Raw genomic sequence first — 18,930 nt, forward strand, 5'->3', positions numbered from 1 at the left:
TTCCCATTATTCAGGGAGTCGGCCTTGCTGCCTTCACGAGACTTCTGCAACTTTCGGTGCGTGCGCCGAGCAGCTGTTCGCGAAGGATTTCCGCATGCCCGCAGTGTTGGGCGAGCTCGCGCAGCAGGTGCAGCTGTATCCAGGCGAGCGAGAGCGGACCACGCCGATTTCCGGAAAGCACCGCATCATCCGCCAGGCCTTGGCGGATCTGGCGAGAGCGGGCTACCGCTTGTCGATAAGCCCGGCTTACCGAGGCGATAGTGTCCCCTGGCGCCAGGTCAAATGATTCATCCGGGGACTGCGGAATACCGAGTTCAGCGCGCGAGGCCCCGGTGGCTGCCTCGCCAAACCAGACCCGTTCAACAAACACCGCATGCTTCAGCAACCCGAGCAGCGTGGTCTTCGAGGCAACCAAATGTGTCCTTGCCTCGGACTCGGTCAGCCCATCGAGATATCCAAGCAGCATCTGGCGATGCTGCCCAATGAACACGTCCACCAGCTCGGCTGGGTCCTGGCGGTAGTGAATTGGGGCATCTGGATTGGTCATGCGACATACTTTGCCAGTTTTGCTAGACAGGTCAAGACCGTGGCCTGCGATGCCTTGGCGGAATGGCAACGTGGATAGGCCCCGCCTTGCCTGAGCACGGCCTCGCCATCCGCAGATCGAGCCACGCCAAAGATCGCGCGTAGGCCCTTCGGCATCCCCGCGAGCCGAAGACCAGCAGGACCTGTACACGGGGCTGAACACAGGACTAGAATCTTGAACATGCGTTCAGCTAAGGGTGGGCAAGACCCTGCGGGAAGCACGTCGACCGCGTCGCCGCCGGGTAGCAGCGACCTGACCGCGCGCGCCAGGATCCGCGATGCGGCGGCCTACCGGTTCGCGGTGGAGGGCTTCGGCGCCTCGGTGCGGGCCATCGCCTCCGACGCCGGGGTGAGCGCCGGCCTGGTGATGCACCACTTCGGCTCGAAGGCCAAGCTCCGCGACGCCTGCGATGAGAACATTCTGGCCACGATTCGCCGGCTCAAGCGCGAGCACGTCGCCGAGGCCGCCGCGGGCCAGAGCCTCATGCACATGTTCGCGGCCGCCGAGGAGAATGCGGCGGTCCTCGGGTACGTTCTGCGGTCCATGCAGGACGGCGGCCCGCTGGCCCGGGAGTTCATCGACCATATGGTCGACGACGCGGTGGGCTACAGCCGCGAGGGCGTCGCCGCGGGGGTGATCGTGCCCAGCCGGGACGAAGCGGCGCGGGCGGGCTACCTCACGCTTTCCGCGCTCGGCGCGCTGCTGCTGGAGGTGACGCTCAAGCCACCGGCGGACCCATCCGACCTCGCATCGATCGTCCGCGGCTACCTGAGCAGCAGCTACCTGCCGATGCTGGAATTGTTCACCGAGGGCTATCTCACCTCCCGTCGTGCGTTGGAGGACTGCCTCAGCTACATGTCCACCCCGCCCTAGCGGGAGCCGGCAGCGTCCGCGTTGCGCCCTGGGCCGCCGGTGGCACCGGGCCCGGGCGCGCTGAGTAGCAACAACTGCGACAGGCATGTGAAAGTGAGTGAGCCATGAGCACGACACCAGCTATCGAGATCCACGAACTGTCCAAGTCCTTCGGCAGGGTGCGGGCCCTGGACGGGCTGAGCCTGAGTGTGCAGCCCGGGGAGATCCGTGGTTTCCTGGGGCCCAATGGGGCCGGCAAATCCACCACCCTGCGCGTTCTGCTCGGGCTGCTGCGGGCCGACGCGGGCTCCGCCCGACTGTTCGGCGGCGAGGTGTGGCGCGACGCCGTCAAGCTGCACCAGCGCATCGCCTACGTGCCCGGAGACGTCAGCCTGTGGCCCAACCTGACCGGAGGCGAGTGCATCGACTACCTCGCCCGGCTCGGTGGCCGCGCCGACAAGCGCCGGCTCAAAGCCCGCAAGACCGAGCTGCTGGAGCGCTTCGAACTGGACCCGCGCAAGAAGACGCGCACCTATTCCAAAGGCAACCGGCAGAAGGTCGCTTTGGTTGCGGCCTTCCTGGCCGACGCGGAGCTGTACGTGCTCGACGAGCCGACCTCCGGGCTGGACCCGCTGATGGAGTCCGTGTTCACCGGGTACGTCCGCGAGGCCGGAGCCGCGGGCAAATCCGTGCTGCTCAGCAGCCACATCCTCTCCGAGGTCGAGAAGGTCTGCGACACCGTCACGATCATCCGCAACGGGAAGGACGTCGAGTCCGGCACGCTGGAGGAGCTGCGGCACCTCACGCGCACCAGCGTGAGCGCGGTGGTCGGCGCGGACCCGTCGGCGCTCGCCGCGCTGCCCGGGGTCCATGACCTGGCCGCCACGGCCTTCGCCGGTGCCACCCGGGTCACCTTCGATGCCGACAACGCGCAGATCGGCGCCGTGCTGACGGCGCTCACCGCGCTCGAGGTGCGCAGCCTCAGCGCCACCCCGCCGTCGCTGGAGGACCTGTTCATGCGCCACTACGGCGACGTGCTCGACCCTGGCACCGCAGCGGTGGGCGGATCGCCGGAGGGCGCCAAGGGCGCGGGTGCGCGATGAATGCCCACCTCGCCTCCGCAACGGCCGCTGCGGCGGAGCGTTCGGCCCGCGGATCGGCCTTGGCCGGAACCGGAGCGCTGGTGCGGTTCATGCTGCGCCGGGACCGCGTGCGGCTGAGCGTATGGACGGCGTCGATCGTATTCTTCTACGCGTACTTCGTGGTGGCGCTTGGCGCCTTGGGCGATCAGGCGCGCGCCGGGCGCGCGCTGATCATGCAGACCCCGAGCGGCATCGCCATGGGCGGACCGGGGTACGGCATCGAGAACTACACGGTGGGCGTCGCCATCGCCAACGAGGGCATCACCTGGATGGTCATGGGGCTCGCGATCATGAGCATCCTGCACATCGTGCGGCACACGCGTGGCGAGGAGGAGAGCGGACGCTCGGAGCCGGTGCTCGCCCGGACGGTCGGGCGGCACGCGCCCGCGGTCGCGGCGGCAATCACCCTGTGCGCCGTCAACGCCGTCATTGCGCTCGCCTCTGCGCTCGTCCTCTCCGGCGTGGGCGGGGCGGAGCTGGCTCTGGCCGACTCGTTCGCACTGACCGCCGGGAGCGGGCTGAGCGCCATGGTGTTCGGCGCGATCGCCTTGGTGGCCGCGCAGGTGACCGAGCACGGCCGGGGCGCGGTGGGCATCAGCCTCGCGGCGTTCGGTCTTGCCTTCATGCTCCGCGCCGCGGGCGATATCCAGCAGCGGCACGGCAGCGCGTTGTCGTGGTTTTCCCCGATCGCCTGGCCGCAGCAGATGCGGCCCTTCGTCGACGTGCGGTGGTGGCCGGCCGCGCTGTGCCTCGTCGCCATCTTCGTGTTCCTCCTCGTCGGCGCCTTCCTCGGATCACGCCGCGACTTCGGCGGGGGCCTGATTGCGGTTCGCGCGGGCCGGTCCGATGCCCGGGCGGTGCTGCGCGGGCCGGCCACCCTCGCCTGGCTCCAGCAGCGCACCGCGTTCAGCTGGAGCGCCATAGGGTTGGGCCTCATGTGGTTCGCCTCGGGCACCCTGTTGCCGGACATCACCTCCATGATCGCGGAAATCCCGGAGAGCAATCCGGTCTTCGCCGCGGTGTTCGGTGCGGATCCGAGCCAGTTCACCACGGCCTTCCTCGGGGTGATGATCATGTTCGCCATGCTGTGTTGCGCCGCATATGCCGTCGTGATGGGGCAGCGGGCCAAGGTGGAGGAAGGCGCCGGCCGTGCCGAAATCGCGCTGGCCAAGCCGATATCCCGGCATCGCTGGTTCGGCGCCCAACTGCTGGTCGCGGCGCTGGGTACCGGCATGCTTGCCGCGGTCAGCATCTGGGCCATGTGGCTAGGCGCGGCATCCGTTGGCTACGCGGAACAGACGTTCGCTGACTATACCGGGGTGCTGTGGCCCTACCTTGTGGCCCTGGCCAGCTATCTGGGATTCGCCACGGTCCTGTATGCGTGGATCCCGCGGGCGTCGGGCGCCGGGTGGGTGCTGCTAATCTACACTTTCGTGATCGGCATGTTCGGCGGGCTACTGCAGGACCTGCCGGACTGGGTGCACGGAATCTCGCCCTTCTACTGGCTGCCGGCCGCGTTCACCGAGCAACCGGAGCTCGGGCACATGCTAGGGCTGGCGGGGGTCGCCGTCCTCTTGTTCGCGCTTGGCTTCGCCGGATTTCGCCGGCGTGACGTGCCGACCGGCTAGGTGCAGTATCGCGGAGTCGCGCGCTCGCCTCGGCTGAACGGCATCGGTTGCCCATCGGTCCACGAGCCATGAGCTAAAAATCTGCGGCTCAGCCCCGTTGCCGTGCGAGGCTGCTTTCGCGGGGCACGCGCCAGGCCGCGGTGCTGGGGCCGAACAATCATGGAGTGCATTGTGCTCCGATGCGTGTACCGGAGCTGGGGGTGGGCCGCGCACCGTCTGCCCGTGCCTGGGCTGCCGGCGATACCTCGAGGCAAGCTATTTGCGTCGCGACGCGAATTTCTCGAAAAATATTTAGCAACCGCGGAATATCGATATGAAGAGTAGAGTTGAGTTAAGTACACTCAAGTTTATGGGTTCACCCTCAGAGAGAAAGGATGCGCGTGGACACCAAGCTCACTACCAAAAGCCAAGAGGCACTATCTGCTTCCGGGATGAATGCGTCGACCGCGGGCAATCCGCAGATCGAACCGGCTCACCTGTTGAAGGCTCTGCTGGATCAGCGGGACTCGGTCGCCGTGGCGCTGCTGAAAACCGCAGGACTGGACGTTGACGCCCTCTCCGTCGAGGCAAGCAGCGCCATCAATGCACTGCCGGCCAACTCCGGATCCTCGGTGGCCCAAGCGCAATTTTCGCGTCAGCTGCTCCAAGCGGTCAGCATCGCCCAGGAGATCGCGAACAATATGGGGGACACCTATGTCTCCACCGAACATCTGCTCATCGCGCTGGCCTCCGACCAGACCAAGGCCGGCGAAGCCCTGCGCAATGCCGGAGCCACCCGCGAGCTGCTGGTAGGAACCCTGCCAACCATCCGCGGGGACCGCAAGGTCGACAATCCGAACCCGGAAGACACCTTCCAAGCGCTGGAAAAGTTCGGCACCGATATGACGGCGCTGGCACGCGCGGGCAAACTGGATCCGGTCATCGGCCGCGACAAGGAAATCCGACGCGTCGTTCAGGTGCTTTCGCGGCGCACAAAAAACAACCCCGTGCTGATCGGTGAACCCGGCGTAGGCAAGACCGCCGTCGTCGAAGGACTCGCCCAGCGCATGATCGCCGGTGACGTACCGGAGTCCCTTCGCGGCAAGACGCTGATCTCCCTGGACCTCGGGTCCATGATCGCTGGCGCCAAATACCGCGGCGAGTTCGAAGAACGGCTGAAGTCGGTACTCGAAGAGATCAAGTCCTCCGCCGGGCAGATCGTCACATTTATCGATGAAATCCACACGGTGGTCGGCGCCGGCGCCTCCGAAGGCGCCATGGACGCCGGAAATATGCTCAAGCCGATGCTCGCCCGTGGCGAGCTGCGGCTCATCGGCGCGACCACGCTGGATGAGTACCGCGAGAATATCGAGAAAGACCCGGCCCTGGAGCGCCGCTTCGCCCAGGTCTACGTGGGGGAGCCAAGCGTGGACGACACCATCGCGATCCTGCGCGGCCTGAAGGAGCGCTACGAGGCGCACCACAAGGTTTCCATCGCCGACTCGGCGTTGGTCGCCGCCTCCACGCTGTCCAACCGCTATATCTCCGGGCGGCAGCTGCCGGATAAGGCCATCGACCTGGTTGACGAGGCCGCGAGCCGGCTGCGCATGGAGATCGATTCCGCACCGGAAGAGATTGATGAGCTGCGCCGCGAAGTCGACAGGCTGACCATGGAGGAGCTGGCGCTCTCCGGAGAGAGCGACCCTGCCTCGATCGAACGGCTGGAAGCACTGCGCTTCGACATGGCGGACAAGCAGGAAAAGCTGGACGCGCTCAACGCTCAGTGGGACGCGGAGAAGGCTGGGCTGAACCGCGTCGGCGACCTGAAGGTGAAACTGGACGATCTGCGCTCGCAGGCCGAAAAGTTCCAGCGTGAGGGGGACCTGGAGAACGCCTCGCGCCTGCTGTACGGGGAGATTCCGACGCTGCAAGGCGAACTTGAGGCAGCGGCCGAAGCCGAAGCCGGCAACACCGCGGAACACACCATGGTGGCTGACGAAGTCACGGCGGACGATATTGCCGAGGTCATCTCGGCCTGGACCGGCATCCCCGCTGGGCGGATGCTGCAGGGCGAAAGCCAGAAGCTGCTGCAGATGGAAGAGCGCATCGGACAGCGGCTGATCGGCCAGCAGCAAGCGGTTGCGGCGGTCTCCGACGCGGTGCGCCGCACACGTGCCGGGATTGCCGATCCGGACCGCCCCACCGGGTCCTTCTTGTTCCTTGGGCCTACCGGTGTGGGCAAGACCGAGCTGGCCAAGTCGCTGGCCGATTTCCTCTTTGACGACCCACGGGCCATGGTGCGGATTGACATGTCCGAGTACTCCGAGAAGCACTCGGTCGCCCGACTCGTCGGAGCGCCTCCAGGATATGTGGGATACGAAGAGGGCGGGCAGCTCACCGAAGCGGTGCGCCGTCGACCATACTCGGTCATCCTGCTCGACGAGGTGGAGAAGGCTCACCCGGAGGTGTTCGACATCCTGCTGCAGGTGCTGGACGACGGCCGCTTGACCGACGGGCAGGGACGCACCGTGGATTTCAGGAACACGATCTTGATCCTGACCTCAAATTTGGGTTCCCAGTTCCTGGTGGATCCAACCATGGAGGACAAAGACAAGAAGTCTGCGGTGATGAACGTGGTCAACGCGTCCTTCAAGCCGGAGTTCTTGAACCGTTTGGACGAGGTCATCATCTTCGATCCGTTGAGCATCGAGCAGCTTGGCAATATCGTGAAGCTGCAAATCGACCTGCTGGCCGAAAGGCTGTCCGAACGCCGGCTCAGCCTCGATGTGGACGAATCCGCCGGAGAGTGGTTGGCCTTGACTGGCTATGATCCGGCCTACGGCGCCCGTCCGCTGCGCCGGCTGGTCCAGCGAGAAATCGGTGACCGGCTAGCGCGGGAGATTCTCGGTGGAAGCATCCAGGATGGGGATACCGTCAAGGTCGGTCTCGATCCGGAGGGCGACCGGCTCAGGGTCGCTCGGGGTGAGGCGCCGCAACCTTAATGCCAGGGCATCGGATATAGCCGTGGCCGGTGGAATCCACCGGCCACGGCTATTGAAAATCTGCGGGGCTTAGCTTTCTTCGTTCTCTGGAAGCAGCGAGTTGCGCACATTGCCTTCGGAGAGGCTCAGGAAGCAGGAGACCTGGCGGTCTCCTTGCGTCCAGGTGCTTTCCGACGGGCGGGAGAAGTGATACGTCCAAGTTGAATCGAGGCCGGCGCTGGGGTCCAAGGAAACCGACTTGCACAGCGACTCGGACTCGGTCAGCAACTCGTTAGAGCCCGGGTATTCTTCGCCGGCTAGCTCGAAGGAACCGATGAGCTGAGCATTATGTGCAGAATCACAGGTCACTACGGTCTGCACTGCAAGCGGAGACTCGAAGCCGCGAAGGCAGTCGCCGAGGATGAGTTGTTCCGGTGGGATGGACGCGGCGATAATTCCATCCAGGCCGGGGCTCGGATTCCGCTCCACATTGTTCGCCTCTGGCGTAGCTGGCGTAATAAAGCGAAGTACAACGAATACCACCGCAGCGCTTAGGGCTAAAACGGCGATGACGAGTAAAACCCACTGGCCGATTTGCCGTTTGGGCTTCTCCGGTTCGGGCTGCAATGGCGGTAATGCCGCTTGCGGCTCGGGTAGATCTTTTTCCACCACCTGTAGTGCTCCTTGAAGGTTCGCCTTGGTTTGAAAGGGAGCAAGCTCACTAAATAGTCGTTGGACTAATCGACAGTCTAACGGGTCTGACACGTGTTGCGTTCAGCGCTCGCCGTCGAATCGTGTTAACCTTTAATTACGAAAGAACTGATCACATATTCGGGGGCCTTCACCTGTTAGGTGGACCACCTCCCGACTCTACTGAAAAGAGGGGGTCACGCCATGGGGCGCGGCCGTCAAAAGGCTAAAGCACAGCGTCAAGCGCGAGATATTAAGTACTACTCGCCCTCGACTGACCTTACGGCACTAGAGCGTGAGCTTGGTGTCCGGTCCGATTATCATGCCCAGAATCTGGAGCCTGATAATTCATCGCATGACGACGAAGAGTCTGATTACGACGAGCTGACTAAGAAGTACTCCGGAGACGACGACGCTGACTAATCCTCAGCTACTCAACCGAGAGTCATTGGCTCGGGTGCCTGCCTTCATATGAAGTTGTGCAGCTCTTCAGTACATTTTTGCGACATGCCGCAGCGACTAAGCTAAATTAGCTTCAAGGTCGTTGCGGCCTTTGTCGTCCCCGAATGCTCCGAAAGGTCAGAACGTGAGCACCCCCGAAGAGCTTTCCATCCAAATGGCCCACCACTCGGCCATCAGGTCCATGCAACGCATCGTGGAGCAGCAAGCGGATCCTTCCCCGGAAGAAGACGCCAGAGCCGGCGTGCAGGCAATGCTCGACCGAGGCAATGTGCTGGTGGTGACGGGTGCCGGAGTTTCCACCGACTCCGGGATCCCCGACTACCGGGGACCAAACGGCTCGCTGCAACGCCACCGTCCGATGACCTATCAGGAATTCAAATACCGTCCTGAGGCACGCCACCGCTATTGGGCCCGCGGGTTCGTGGGCTGGCGCCACATGTTCCAAGCCGAACCGAATGGAATTCACCGCCGGCTGGTGGGCTGGGAAGATACCGGCCGGATCAGTGGAATCATTACGCAAAACGTTGACGAGCTGCACCATCGGGCCGGATCAAAAACGGTGATCCCGGTGCATGGCGACCTTTCGATTGTGCGTTGCCTGGACTGCGGCCAGAGCGAGGACCGCCAACACTTCGACATCCGCCTGCAGGAGCTCAATGTCGGCTACATCGAATCCGTTGAAATCGACCCCAGCGCGATCAACCCGGATGGCGATGTGGAACTGCCGCAGTATTGGGTCGACCGGTTCATCATGGCTAGGTGTGAAAATTGCGGCTCCTTGGCGTTGAAACCCGATGTGGTGTACTTCGGCGAGAGCGTGCCGGTGGAGCGCAAGCAGCAGATGGCACAGCTCGAGGAGGCTTCTACCGGGTTGTTGGTGCTCGGCTCATCGCTGGCGGTGATGAGCGGGTACAAGATCCTGCTGAACTTCGTCAAACGCGGATTACCGGTCGCCTTGGTAACCAATGGCCACGTGCGCGGCGAGGAGAAAGCCACGTGGCGGTGGCGGGTGCCGCTGTCTCATGCGATGCGACAGCTCGATTAGCCACCGAAGGCAAAATTCGCGGCTGGGGATAATCCGTACTCGTCGTCGATGATCCTGGCTCCGCGCCCAACGGTGCATAACGCACAGGGGACAGGATGAAGAGGGCAGTGAGCAGCACCAGAATCACGGTGAGAACCGTGCAGAGGACCGATATCTTCCACCAAATACGCGGTCGTGCGCTCCTTGCCAGTCGTGCAGCGAGGACGTATCCGGTCAGGCCACCGAGGGTATTGACAATGACATCGGTGGCATCGGAACTCCCCAGCGCGAGAACGTACTGGATGATCTCGAAGGCCAGACTGACCCCGGCCATCAAGCCAACTGCGTGCAGCCAATGCCAAGCGCGAGCCAAGAGGCCCAGATAGAGGCCGAAGGGCATAAACAGGACAAGGTTCAGTCCAACTTCAACTGGCGCACTGGAGCCGGACTCGGCCCAAGCGACGAACGGCACGAGCTTAATGAGCCGCAGCGATCCGGAACCGACGAACGGAATCTCCAGCTTCCACAGCACCATCCAACCAAGCAAGACCAGATAGATGGCGAACAGCGGAACCAGCCGTTTGCTGGCCCGAGCCAATCCGGGCTCCGGGTGCTGTTCGTGCATGCCACGCTCCATTTCGGTAGGCGCCGTCGTACCGATTCTAGAGGAATCGAGCTGAGGCACCCCGGACTAGTGCCGTGGCTTGAGCGAGGTGTAGGACCATCGCTCCAGGGCTAGCCGGGGTGGGAATCGAGAACCTCCGCGGGCGAGAGCCAGTAGGTATTCCGGCGGGGGAGTTGCGGCGGGTCCAGCGACCGGGGCAAAAGCACCGCGGGAGGCCGGTCTTTGCGGATGATGACTTTGAAGAGCCCGGCATGGCGCGCGTGGTGGTGCCGGGGGCAGAACATCGCCCCGTTTTCAACACTCGTCTCGCCGCCCTCCTCCCACGGCAGGAGGTGGTCCGCTTCGCAGCGCCCCGCGGGCATGGTGCATCCCGGATACAGGCAGCCACGGTCGCGGGCAATCAGGGCTCGTTTCATATGCGGCGGGAAGAGCCGTTCGGACCGGCCGACATCGAGTATCTGTCCTTTGCCATTAAAAACCACCGGGAGGATCCCCGCATTGCACATCTGCGTGCGTGCCTCGGCATCGGAGAGCGGAATGCCGTTTTCGGTGATCGCGTAGCTCTTGTCGCCCGCGATCATTTTGGCGAAGTCCAGATGCACGACGACCTGCGGGGTGACGATGCCGGTGGTTTTCTTTCCCGTGGCGCCGGTGGAGCGAAGCGCGCTGAGCAGTGCGGTCAGGTGCCGCATCGCCGGGGTGAGGTCTTCGAAGGTCTGCGGGTAGAAGGAATCACCGGGCAGGGCTGCCGGCGCCGCGGCATGATCCGCGGGAGCCGGAGCCTCGGATTCCGCGTTTCCTGGCCCTGCGTGGGCAGCGGACTGGTCGCCGGAATTCTCCGCCGGGGACCCTTGCTCTTCGGGGGCACCGTCTTGCGCCCAGCGGGGCATGGTTTCCGGATCGTCCCACGGCGTGGTTGCTGGGGGTGGCGCGGGCACCGCCCCGGGCTCGGGAGCGGAATTGGACGACGCGCCGCCGCCTGCCTGCGCGTAGGTCCGCGCGGTCAGCTGCGCGAGTTGTTGCCGGTTGCCGGCGATGGTCGCCGGATTGTCGATCTGCGTGCGGAGGGATTCGATGAGTTCCGCCTCATGGGGCAGCACCTTGAGCTGATAGATCACCAGGCCGTTGCGCATGCCCTTGCGGAATATCCCGGCTTCGGCGACGAGCGCCTGGGGCGGGCGCTGCGTGCCGACCTGCTCTTGGACCAGCGTGCCCAGGTGCGTCAGGGCGGTAGCTGGCTCCTGGCGAAGCAGGGTGGCCGCCTGCCCTTCGAGCTGGTCGCGTTGCGCGGCGGAGGGCAGGTCCTTGTGCACGCCGCGGAGTTTGCTGGCGGCCTGGGCCACTAGGCGGGGATCGGTTTCCCGTCCGCTGAATTCGGCGGACAGCCGTGGGTAGGCCGGACCATGGCGTACCCCGTCCTCGGTGACCCGCGCGATCAGCGCGTCCGCCTGGGCGAGCCGGTAGTTGGCAGCGGAGACCGGCACCTGGAGCCATGAGGTGTACATCGAGGTGCAGTCCGTGAAGTGAGCGCGCCCGCTGGCCCGCTGGCCGGAAAGCTGCTCAAGGGTTTCGAGGGTGGGGGCCGGGCCGGCCTCGGCAACAGCTTGCAGGGACCGCTCGTCTAGTTGATGCGCGCCGCTGGAGCGCAGCGCGTCGGCCGCATGAATCTGGCTGCGGGCAAGCTCGGCCGCGCAGCGCTCGGTCAGCCAGGCGAAGTACGCGGCGTGGCCCGGTGCGAGGTCGATCCCGGCCAGCGCGCGCGTGGCCCGCGCGACCTGGCTGACGCCTTTCGCCAGCAGGTCCAGCGCCTGGGCGGTGGCTGCATGCGTACTCATGTGCCCCAGCATGCACCACGATGGGCCGGTGTCGGCAGGCGGCGGGCAAGCTGTGGATAAGCGGGCAAAAAAGGGGGCGAAACGGCACCGTGCTGGTGCCGTTTCGCCCCCTTTTGCGGGATGCTTCGAATGCTACTTGGCGTAGTTGCCGGTCAGCAGGACCGCGCCGCCGTCCACGCCCTTGGCGCCCTGGACGAAGTCCAGTCCGGCGGAGCTAGCGGAAGGCTCGAGGTTTTCGACCGAACCCATGATCCAGGCGCCCATGCCGGCCTTGTTCAGCAGTGCCACCGCGCGGTCGGCGACGTTCTGCTCGACCACCGCGACCATGCCCACACCCAGGTTCAGGGTGCGCTCAAGATCCGGCTGCGGCACATTGCCCAGCGCCGCAATGGTGGAGAAGACCGCGGGCAGCGACCAGGTGGAGCGGTCCACGCGGGCCATCAGGCCCTTGGGCAGCACGCGGGCCAGGTTGGCCGCCAGGCCGCCGCCGGTGACGTGGCTGAAGCCGTGCACCCCGAAGTTCTCCCCGTCGTTCAGCTCGCCGATCAGGTCCAGGCAGGCGGTGGTGTAGATGCGGGTCGGAACCAGCAGCTCCTCGCCCAGCGTGCGGCCGAATTCGGCGACCTCGCGCTCCAGCTCCCACTTGGCGTGCGCGATCACGCGGCGCACCAGCGAGTAGCCGTTGGAGTGGATGCCCGAGGAGGCCATGCCGATGACGACATCCCCGGCCTGCACCCGCTCCGGGCCTAGTAGCTGATCGGCTTCGATGACACCGGTAGCAGCACCGGCCACATCGTACTCGTCCTCGGCCAGCAGGCCCGGGTGCTCGGCGGTTTCGCCGCCCACCAGGGCGGTGCCGGCCAGCTTGCAGCCTTCGGCGATGCCGCGCACGATATCCGCGATGCGCTCCGGAACGACCTTGCCGGTGGCGATGTAGTCGGTCATGAACAGCGGCTTGGCGCCAACCACCACGATGTCATCGACCACCATGCCCACCAGGTCCTGGCCGATGGTGTCGTGGATGTCCAGCTTCTGCGCGATCGCAACCTTGGTGCCCACCCCGTCGGTGGAGGTGGCCAGGTAGGGCTTCTTGTACCCGGTGAGGAAGGAAACGTCGAACAGGCCGGCGAATCCGCCGACTCCGCCGACCACGCCGGTGGTGTGGGTGGCCTTGATCGCGCCCTTCATCAACTCGACGGCACGGTCACCGGCCTCGACGTCGACGCCCGCTCCGGCGTAGGTGATGGAGGTTGGCTGCTCTTGCGTGCCGCTCATGGCAGATGGATCCTTTTCTGTCGTGAACACCGAATAGCCGGTGCCGCTTGCAACGAGGTGGGTGATGGATTGGTGACTAGAGAGTTGCTTCGAGCTCGGCATCCGGGCCGGGCTCGCAACCGCTCTGATTTGCCTGCTCCAGCAGGTTCTTCCCGTGGCGCTCATCACCGGGCAGCGGGATCGGGTAGTCGCCGGTGAAGCAGGCGGTGCACAACTTCTCGCGCGGCTGCGCGGTGGCCCCGATCATGCCGTCCTCGGAGATGTACGCCAGCGAATCGGCGCCGATGGACTTTCCGATTTCGTCCACGGCCGCGCCATTGGCGATCAGCTCCGCGCGGGTGGCGAAGTCGATGCCGTAGAAGCAAGGCCATTTCACCGGTGGCGAGGAGATCTTCACATGCACCTCGGCGGCTCCGGCCTCGCGCAGCATGCGCACCACCGCACGCTGGGTGTTGCCGCGCACGATCGAGTCGTCCACGACCACCACGCGCTTGCCGCGCAGTACTGTCTCCAGCGCGTTGAGCTTCAGCTTGATGCCCAGCTGGCGCAGCGTCTGCGAGGGCTGGATGAAGGTGCGGCCCACATAGGCGTTCTTCACGAAGCCGTGGGTGAACGGAATGCCGGACTCCTCGGCGTAGCCGATGGCCGCCGGGGTGCCGGATTCCGGGACCGGGATGACGATGTCCGCGTCCGCGCTGTTTTCGCGGGCCAGCTGGCGGCCCATCTCCACGCGGGCTTCGTATACCGAGCGACCGGCGATGGTCGCATCGGGGCGGGCCAGGTAGACGTACTCGAAGACGCAGCCCTTCGGGGTGGCTTCGGCGAAGCGGGTGGAGCGGATGCCGGTCTCGTCGATGGCGATCAGTTCGCCCGGTTCGATCTCGCGGATGAAGGACGCGCCCACGGTGGCCAGGGCCGGCTGCTCGGAGGCAACCACCCAGCCGCGGTTCAGCCGTCCCAGGACCAGGGGACGCACCCCGTGCGGGTCGCGGGCCGCGTACATGGTGTTTTCGTCCATGAACACGAAGCAGAAGGCGCCCTCGATCTTGGGCAGCAGCTCCAGCGCGGTCTCTTCGAGGCTCTGGCCCTCCTTGCCCGCAAGCAGGGCGGTGACCAGCGCGGTATCGGTGGTATTGCCCTGGGCAATTTCGCCGCGCAGCTTGCCGCCCTCGGAGACCTGCTTGGCCTCGACCATTTCGGCGAGCTGCGCCGAGTTGGTGAGGTTGCCGTTATGCGCCAGGGCTACGGTGCCGGTCTGGGTCGGGCCCAGGGTCGGCTGCGCATTGGCCCAGTGGCTGGCGCCGGTCGTCGAATAGCGGCAGTGCCCCACGGCCAGGTGGCCGGTCATCGAGTTCAACGTGTTTTCGTCGAAGACCTGGGAGACCAGGCCCATATCCTTGTACACGTTGATTCGCGCGCCGTCGCTGGTTGCGATGCCCGCGGACTCCTGTCCGCGGTGCTGCAACGCGTACAGCCCGTAATAGGTTAGTTTTGCAACTTCTTCGCCAGGTGCCCAGACACCAAAAACGCCGCATTCGTCCTGCGGCCCTTTTTCGTTGGGAAGCAAGTCATGATTCAGGAATCCATCGCCACGCGCCATGTCAATTATTCTCTCATGTATCTATTGGTCGACACCGACCGTTTATGTGGTGAACGGCGACCAGGTGCGCGGCCACCGCTTGCCTTCCTGGGAAGGGGAGGGCGCCTAGCCTTGTCGCTCGCTGCCGGTGTCCCCGGCCAGGGGCACCGCCAGTTTTGGGGTGGTCTTGCGCGAAGTGACGCGATCGATAATTACATATGCGAGCGCGCCTAGCCCGGTGCCAAGTCCCGCGCAGAACATGGCGAAGAATCCGACGGCCGATCCCACGGTGTAATCCATGGACGGTTCACCAATCAAGCCAATGACTACGCCTACCAAGGCGCCGAGTACGGCGCCGGCGAGGACTATTGGCCAGAAGCGCGGTGCCGAATGAACCTGCACCTGGATTGGCTGGTCGGCGGATGGCGGGGTAGCGGGGTGTTGCTCCATAGCTTTAAGGGTACTCAATTAGCGGCAGGTGTGCCGACAAGTCTGCCCTTAGTCCGGAGGCGTGCAATTGCCCCGATTGCACTGCCGCAGCCCAGCCGGTGCGCCCGGTGACCAGTGAAAGCCATAATTCGGCGGGCATTTCGACCACATTTGGCGGTGTACCACGGGTATGGCGGGGCCCTTCAATGCATTGAGTCACACCAAAGGGCGGAACCCGCACCTCAACCGAGTTCCCCTCGGCCCGCGAAGCGAGTTCCTCCAAGGCGAAACGCACCGCCATGGCCAGCGTTGGGCGGGCTGTTTTCCCTTGGATTTCCGCGTTTTCGGTCCAGTTGCGAAGTGCTGCGCGGCCGGCGTGCTCGTCTATTCTTCGCTTGATCGCCATGGCGTTAAATTCCCTTCCTTGGATGACGAAAAAATGTCATATTCCGCCCCTGGATTTCGTTTTCGGTGGGGCTAGCGGGCCGCGAAGTCCCGGCCGAGGTAGCGAACCCCGGCAGCACGCGCCCCGGCGGTGTGCGCCGCGCTGCTCAGCCGGTCTGATAATTCTTCCAGCTTCCGCATGCTCAGCGCACCATGGGCAGCCAGCAGGCCCAACGCCAGCACATCGATTCCGCGCGAAGCGCCATCAAGGATTTTCACCGCCACGCTGACCCCGTTAGGGGCGGACATGCCCAGCACCCCTTCGGCACCGAGCTTGGCGATGATTCCGGTGGACTCGATGACCAGCGTATTGGGGCTGCCCGCACCGCGTACCGCCCACGGGTGTTCGCGCATGGCGCTGGCCACCGACCGGGCAGCCGGGTCGGTGGATGCCGCCAGCTTTCGAAACCCCTCCGCCAGGGACCGCAGCGACATCTGCGGTGCCGGAGCCCCGCAGCCATCGACGCCCAGGAAAGTGATCGGCCCGCAGAACTCTTCCATCGCCCGAGAGGCCGAACGCTGCACCGGATGCTCGGGCGACAGATAGCTGCCGAGCGGTTCACCGCTGGCCACAGCCGCCGCGAGAAAAGCGGCATGTTTGCCCGAACAGTTGAAGGCAAGCTTGTTTTGGCTGTGGCCGCGCGCGGCCATCTCGGAGCGTGTTGCCGAATCGCCGGGCCACGAGGCCGGGCATTGCAGATGCTCTTGGCCCAGCGCCACCGAGTCGAGCACGCTGCGCGCGAGCAGCTGATGTTGTTCGGTTCCCAGATGGCTGGCGCAGGCAAGCGCCAGTTGCGCGGATTCCAACGCCGCCCCGGCGCGCAGCGAACCGATCGCCTGAAAAGGCTTCAGCGCGGATCGCGGAAAGACCAAGGCTTCGGGATCGCCGATGGCCTCCAGAACCTGCCCGGCCGGATCCAGAACTACCGCTGCGCCATAATGCCGCGATTCGATCACCGAATTGCGGGTGATCCGCAGCAGCTCGCTGCACTGTGTGATGTCTATCGCTGAACCCATGAGGCCAAGTCTAGGCGCAGGCCCGCACGGAGGGCTTTCCCAAGGAAGGCAAGCCCCCAGGGGCTGGCGCGGTGATCTGGGCAACTTTTCATCGCCCGGTCACAGACCACTAATCGTGCGTGGTTCTCCGGTAAACTCGGTGCAGTGAAGGTACTGGTGATTGGCCCAGGCGGCCGTGAGCATGCAATTGTCCGTGCACTTAGTGCAGACCCCTACGTCAATGAGGTTCATTGCGCTCCCGGCAACGCCGGAATCGCACAGGACGTCACTACCCATGAGATCAACGCGCAGGACCCGCAAGCGGTTCTGGCGCTAGCCCGCGAGCTAGCCAGCGAGCTGGTAATCGTTGGGCCCGAAGCGCCACTGGCCGCCGGAGTTGCCGATGCGCTCATCGAAGCCGGGATTCCCGTCTTCGGGCCAACCCGCGCCGCGGCACAGCTGGAAGCCTCCAAGGCATTCGCCAAGGACGTCATGGCCGCCGCGCAGGTTCCCACCGCCATGGCGCATGTGGCAACGAATACTGCCGAAGCCGAAGCCGCCCTTGACGATTTCGGCGCACCCTATGTGGTCAAAGACGACGGGCTGGCCGCTGGCAAGGGGGTTGTGGTGACCGCAGACCGTGCCGAGGCACTGGCCCACGCAGAGCTCTGCTTTGCCGCCGGCGGCACCGTGGTTATCGAAGAATTCCTCGATGGCCCGGAAGTTTCGCTGTTCGTCATCTGCGACGGCAAGCACGCCGTCCCGCTGTCCCCAGCTCAGGACTTCAAGCGCATCTTCGACAACGACGAAGGCCCCAACACCGGTGGCATGGGCGCCTACTCGCCGCTTCAATGGCTTCCGGAAGGCTTTGTCGACGAGGTGATGGACCGCGTCGCCTACCCGACACTGCGCGAAATGGAAAAGCGCGGCACCCCGTTCACCGGCGTGCTGTACTGCGGACTGGCCATCACCAAGCGCGGCATCCGCGTCATCGAATTCAACGCCCGCTTCGGCGACCCGGAGACCCAAGCGGTTCTGGCTCGGCTGAAGACCCCGCTGGGCGCAATCCTCCTCGCCGCGGCGAACGGCAAGCTCGACGACGCCGAGCAGCTGCGCTGGTCCTCGAAAACCGCCGTGGACGTGGTCATCGCCGCCGAGAATTACCCGGATGCCCCGGTCAAGGGTGCGGTGATCGAAGGGCTGGAAGAAGCCAACCATGTCGGCGAGGTGCATGTGATGCATGCCGGCACCAGCACCGACGCCGAGGGCAATATCACCGTGGCCGGTGGCCGCGTCTTGGCGGTCGTCGCGTTGGGCGATGGCCTTGCCGCCGCCCGGGCGAACGCCTACGCGGGTGTTTCCAAGATCAGTTGGAGCGGTGCCCAGTCGCGCAGCGATATCGCCTTGAAGGCCGAACGCGGAGAAATCGTAGTGAACGGGGAGAGCAAGTAATGGCAGGATTCCAGACCGAAACGCTTTCCCTGGATGGCTGGGACCACTTCTATTCGGGCAAGGTGCGCGACCTGTACCTGCCGGCCGGGGTGAGCTTCGCGGACTCCGACCGTGTGCTGGTGGTCGCTTCGGACCGAATCAGCGCCTATGACTTCGTGCTGACCAGCGAGATTCCGGATAAGGGCAAGGTGCTGACCCAGCTGAGCCTGTGGTGGTTCGGGCAGCTGGACGAATTCGCCAACCACGTGATCTCCACCGAGGTGCCGGCGGCGGTAGCCGGCCGCGCGATGGTGTGCAAGAAGCTTGAGATGTACCCTATCGAGTGCATTGCCCGCGGTTATCTGACCGGCTCGGGTCTGGCCGAATACAAGGTCTCCTCGACCGTGTGCGAGCTGCCGTTGCCCGCGGGCCTGGTTGACGGTTCACGCCTGCAGCCGGCGCTGTTCACCCCTTCGGCCAAGGCCGAGGTCGGCGAGCATGACGAGAACATCTCCTTTGCGCAGACGGTGGAACGCGTCGGCGCGCAGGTCTCCGAGGCCTTGCGCGAGAAGACCGTCGCCCTCTACGAACGCGCCGAGCAGATCGCCCGTGAACGCGGCATCATCCTTGCCGATACCAAGGTCGAATTCGGCGCCGATCCGAGCAACGGCGAGATCACGCTCGGCGACGAGGTGCTCACCCCCGACTCCTCGCGCTTCTGGGATGCCCAGTCCTACGCACCGGGCAAGGCCCAGGCGAGTTTTGACAAGCAGTTCGTGCGCGACTGGTTGACCTCAGCGGAATCCGGTTGGGACAAGAATTCCGGGGCAGAGCCGCCGGCCTTGCCCGCAGAGATCGTGGAAAAGACCCGCGCCCGGTACATCGACGCCTATGAGCGTTTGACCGGGGAGAAATTCTCCGGCTAAGGGCAAAAACGAAAGGCCGGGGTGAAGGAGAAATTCCTTCGCCCCG

17 protein-coding genes are annotated in these 18,930 nt (G+C 64.8%); 8 read left to right on the forward strand and 9 right to left on the reverse strand.

Features of this window, described 5'->3' with window-relative positions:
• Positions 1 to 10 precede the first annotated feature (10 nt).
• Positions 11 to 547, reverse strand: coding sequence for a DinB family protein (locus CQ019_RS00455; RefSeq protein ID WP_105568696.1), 537 nt, complete (start codon positions 545 to 547; stop codon positions 11 to 13).
• 219 nt (positions 548 to 766) lie between these two features.
• On the opposite strand from CQ019_RS00455, the gene CQ019_RS00460 reads away from it, so the two are divergent.
• The 4 genes from CQ019_RS00460 (at position 767) to clpB (ending at position 7,189) form a co-directional block, all read left to right on the forward strand.
• On the forward strand, positions 767 to 1,459 hold the full coding sequence (locus CQ019_RS00460) for a TetR/AcrR family transcriptional regulator (protein WP_105568697.1): 693 nt from the start codon (positions 767 to 769) through the stop codon (positions 1,457 to 1,459).
• Between the two features lie 104 nt (positions 1,460 to 1,563).
• Positions 1,564 to 2,541 carry an ABC transporter ATP-binding protein gene (locus CQ019_RS00465; RefSeq protein ID WP_105553262.1) on the forward strand — a complete coding sequence of 326 codons (978 nt, stop codon included), beginning with the start codon at positions 1,564 to 1,566 and terminating at the stop codon, positions 2,539 to 2,541.
• Positions 2,538 to 4,208, forward strand: coding sequence for an ABC transporter permease (locus tag CQ019_RS00470; protein ID WP_105568698.1), 1,671 nt, complete (start codon positions 2,538 to 2,540; stop codon positions 4,206 to 4,208). The genes CQ019_RS00465 and CQ019_RS00470 overlap by 4 nt, the downstream gene beginning before the upstream one ends.
• Positions 4,209 to 4,588: 380 nt before the next feature.
• Positions 4,589 to 7,189: an ATP-dependent chaperone ClpB gene (clpB, locus tag CQ019_RS00475; protein ID WP_105568699.1), complete on the forward strand. Its 2,601-nt coding sequence runs from the start codon at positions 4,589 to 4,591 to the stop codon at positions 7,187 to 7,189.
• Positions 7,190 to 7,258: 69 nt separating this feature from the next.
• On the opposite strand, the gene CQ019_RS00480 is transcribed toward clpB, so the two are convergent.
• Positions 7,259 to 7,837 (reverse strand): septum formation family protein, encoded by a 579-nt coding sequence (locus tag CQ019_RS00480; protein ID WP_181148208.1) that lies wholly within the window; start codon positions 7,835 to 7,837, stop codon positions 7,259 to 7,261.
• A gap of 225 nt (positions 7,838 to 8,062) precedes the next feature.
• On the opposite strand from CQ019_RS00480, the gene CQ019_RS00485 reads away from it, so the two are divergent.
• Positions 8,063 to 8,281 (forward strand): DUF3073 domain-containing protein, encoded by a 219-nt coding sequence (locus CQ019_RS00485; protein WP_096283320.1) that lies wholly within the window; start codon positions 8,063 to 8,065, stop codon positions 8,279 to 8,281.
• 193 nt (positions 8,282 to 8,474) lie between these two features.
• On the forward strand, positions 8,475 to 9,365 hold the full coding sequence (locus CQ019_RS00490) for a Sir2 family NAD-dependent protein deacetylase (protein ID WP_105569230.1): 891 nt from the start codon (positions 8,475 to 8,477) through the stop codon (positions 9,363 to 9,365).
• Here CQ019_RS00490 and CQ019_RS00495 read toward each other — a convergent pair.
• The 7 genes from CQ019_RS00495 to CQ019_RS00525 all read right to left on the reverse strand — a co-directional run bounded on the left by CQ019_RS00495 (position 9,253) and on the right by CQ019_RS00525 (position 16,548).
• Positions 9,253 to 9,969 carry a VanZ family protein gene (locus tag CQ019_RS00495; protein WP_105568701.1) on the reverse strand — a complete coding sequence of 239 codons (717 nt, stop codon included), beginning with the start codon at positions 9,967 to 9,969 and terminating at the stop codon, positions 9,253 to 9,255. The two genes, CQ019_RS00490 and CQ019_RS00495, sit on opposite strands and share 113 nt — an antisense overlap.
• A gap of 110 nt (positions 9,970 to 10,079) precedes the next feature.
• Positions 10,080 to 11,804: an HNH endonuclease signature motif containing protein gene (locus CQ019_RS00500; RefSeq protein ID WP_105568702.1), complete on the reverse strand. Its 1,725-nt coding sequence runs from the start codon at positions 11,802 to 11,804 to the stop codon at positions 10,080 to 10,082.
• 132 nt (positions 11,805 to 11,936) lie between these two features.
• Complete coding sequence (purM, locus tag CQ019_RS00505; RefSeq protein WP_105553256.1) at positions 11,937 to 13,079, reverse strand: phosphoribosylformylglycinamidine cyclo-ligase; 1,143 nt, start codon at positions 13,077 to 13,079, stop codon at positions 11,937 to 11,939.
• A 76-nt stretch (positions 13,080 to 13,155) separates the two neighbouring features.
• Positions 13,156 to 14,679 carry an amidophosphoribosyltransferase gene (gene purF / locus CQ019_RS00510; RefSeq protein WP_105553255.1) on the reverse strand — a complete coding sequence of 508 codons (1,524 nt, stop codon included), beginning with the start codon at positions 14,677 to 14,679 and terminating at the stop codon, positions 13,156 to 13,158.
• Between the two features lie 105 nt (positions 14,680 to 14,784).
• Complete coding sequence (locus tag CQ019_RS00515) at positions 14,785 to 15,108, reverse strand: hypothetical protein (protein WP_105553254.1); 324 nt, start codon at positions 15,106 to 15,108, stop codon at positions 14,785 to 14,787.
• 4 nt (positions 15,109 to 15,112) lie between these two features.
• Positions 15,113 to 15,493, reverse strand: a complete 381-nt coding sequence (locus CQ019_RS00520; protein WP_105553253.1) for a sterol carrier family protein — start codon at positions 15,491 to 15,493, stop codon at positions 15,113 to 15,115.
• 71 nt (positions 15,494 to 15,564) lie between these two features.
• A complete protein-coding gene (locus tag CQ019_RS00525; RefSeq protein WP_105553252.1) occupies positions 15,565 to 16,548 on the reverse strand; it encodes an asparaginase in 984 nt (327 codons plus the stop codon).
• A gap of 144 nt (positions 16,549 to 16,692) precedes the next feature.
• Between CQ019_RS00525 and purD the strand changes: the two genes are divergently transcribed.
• Positions 16,693 to 17,979 carry a phosphoribosylamine--glycine ligase gene (gene purD / locus CQ019_RS00530; RefSeq protein ID WP_105568703.1) on the forward strand — a complete coding sequence of 429 codons (1,287 nt, stop codon included), beginning with the start codon at positions 16,693 to 16,695 and terminating at the stop codon, positions 17,977 to 17,979.
• Positions 17,979 to 18,884 (forward strand): phosphoribosylaminoimidazolesuccinocarboxamide synthase, encoded by a 906-nt coding sequence (locus CQ019_RS00535; protein WP_105568704.1) that lies wholly within the window; start codon positions 17,979 to 17,981, stop codon positions 18,882 to 18,884. Before purD ends, CQ019_RS00535 begins: the two co-directional genes overlap by 1 nt.
• The last annotated feature ends 46 nt before the right edge of the window (positions 18,885 to 18,930 follow it).

The sequence above is a fragment of the Arthrobacter sp. MYb229 genome, assembly GCF_002975405.1.
Taxonomy (GTDB): Bacteria; Actinomycetota; Actinomycetes; order Actinomycetales; family Micrococcaceae; genus Glutamicibacter.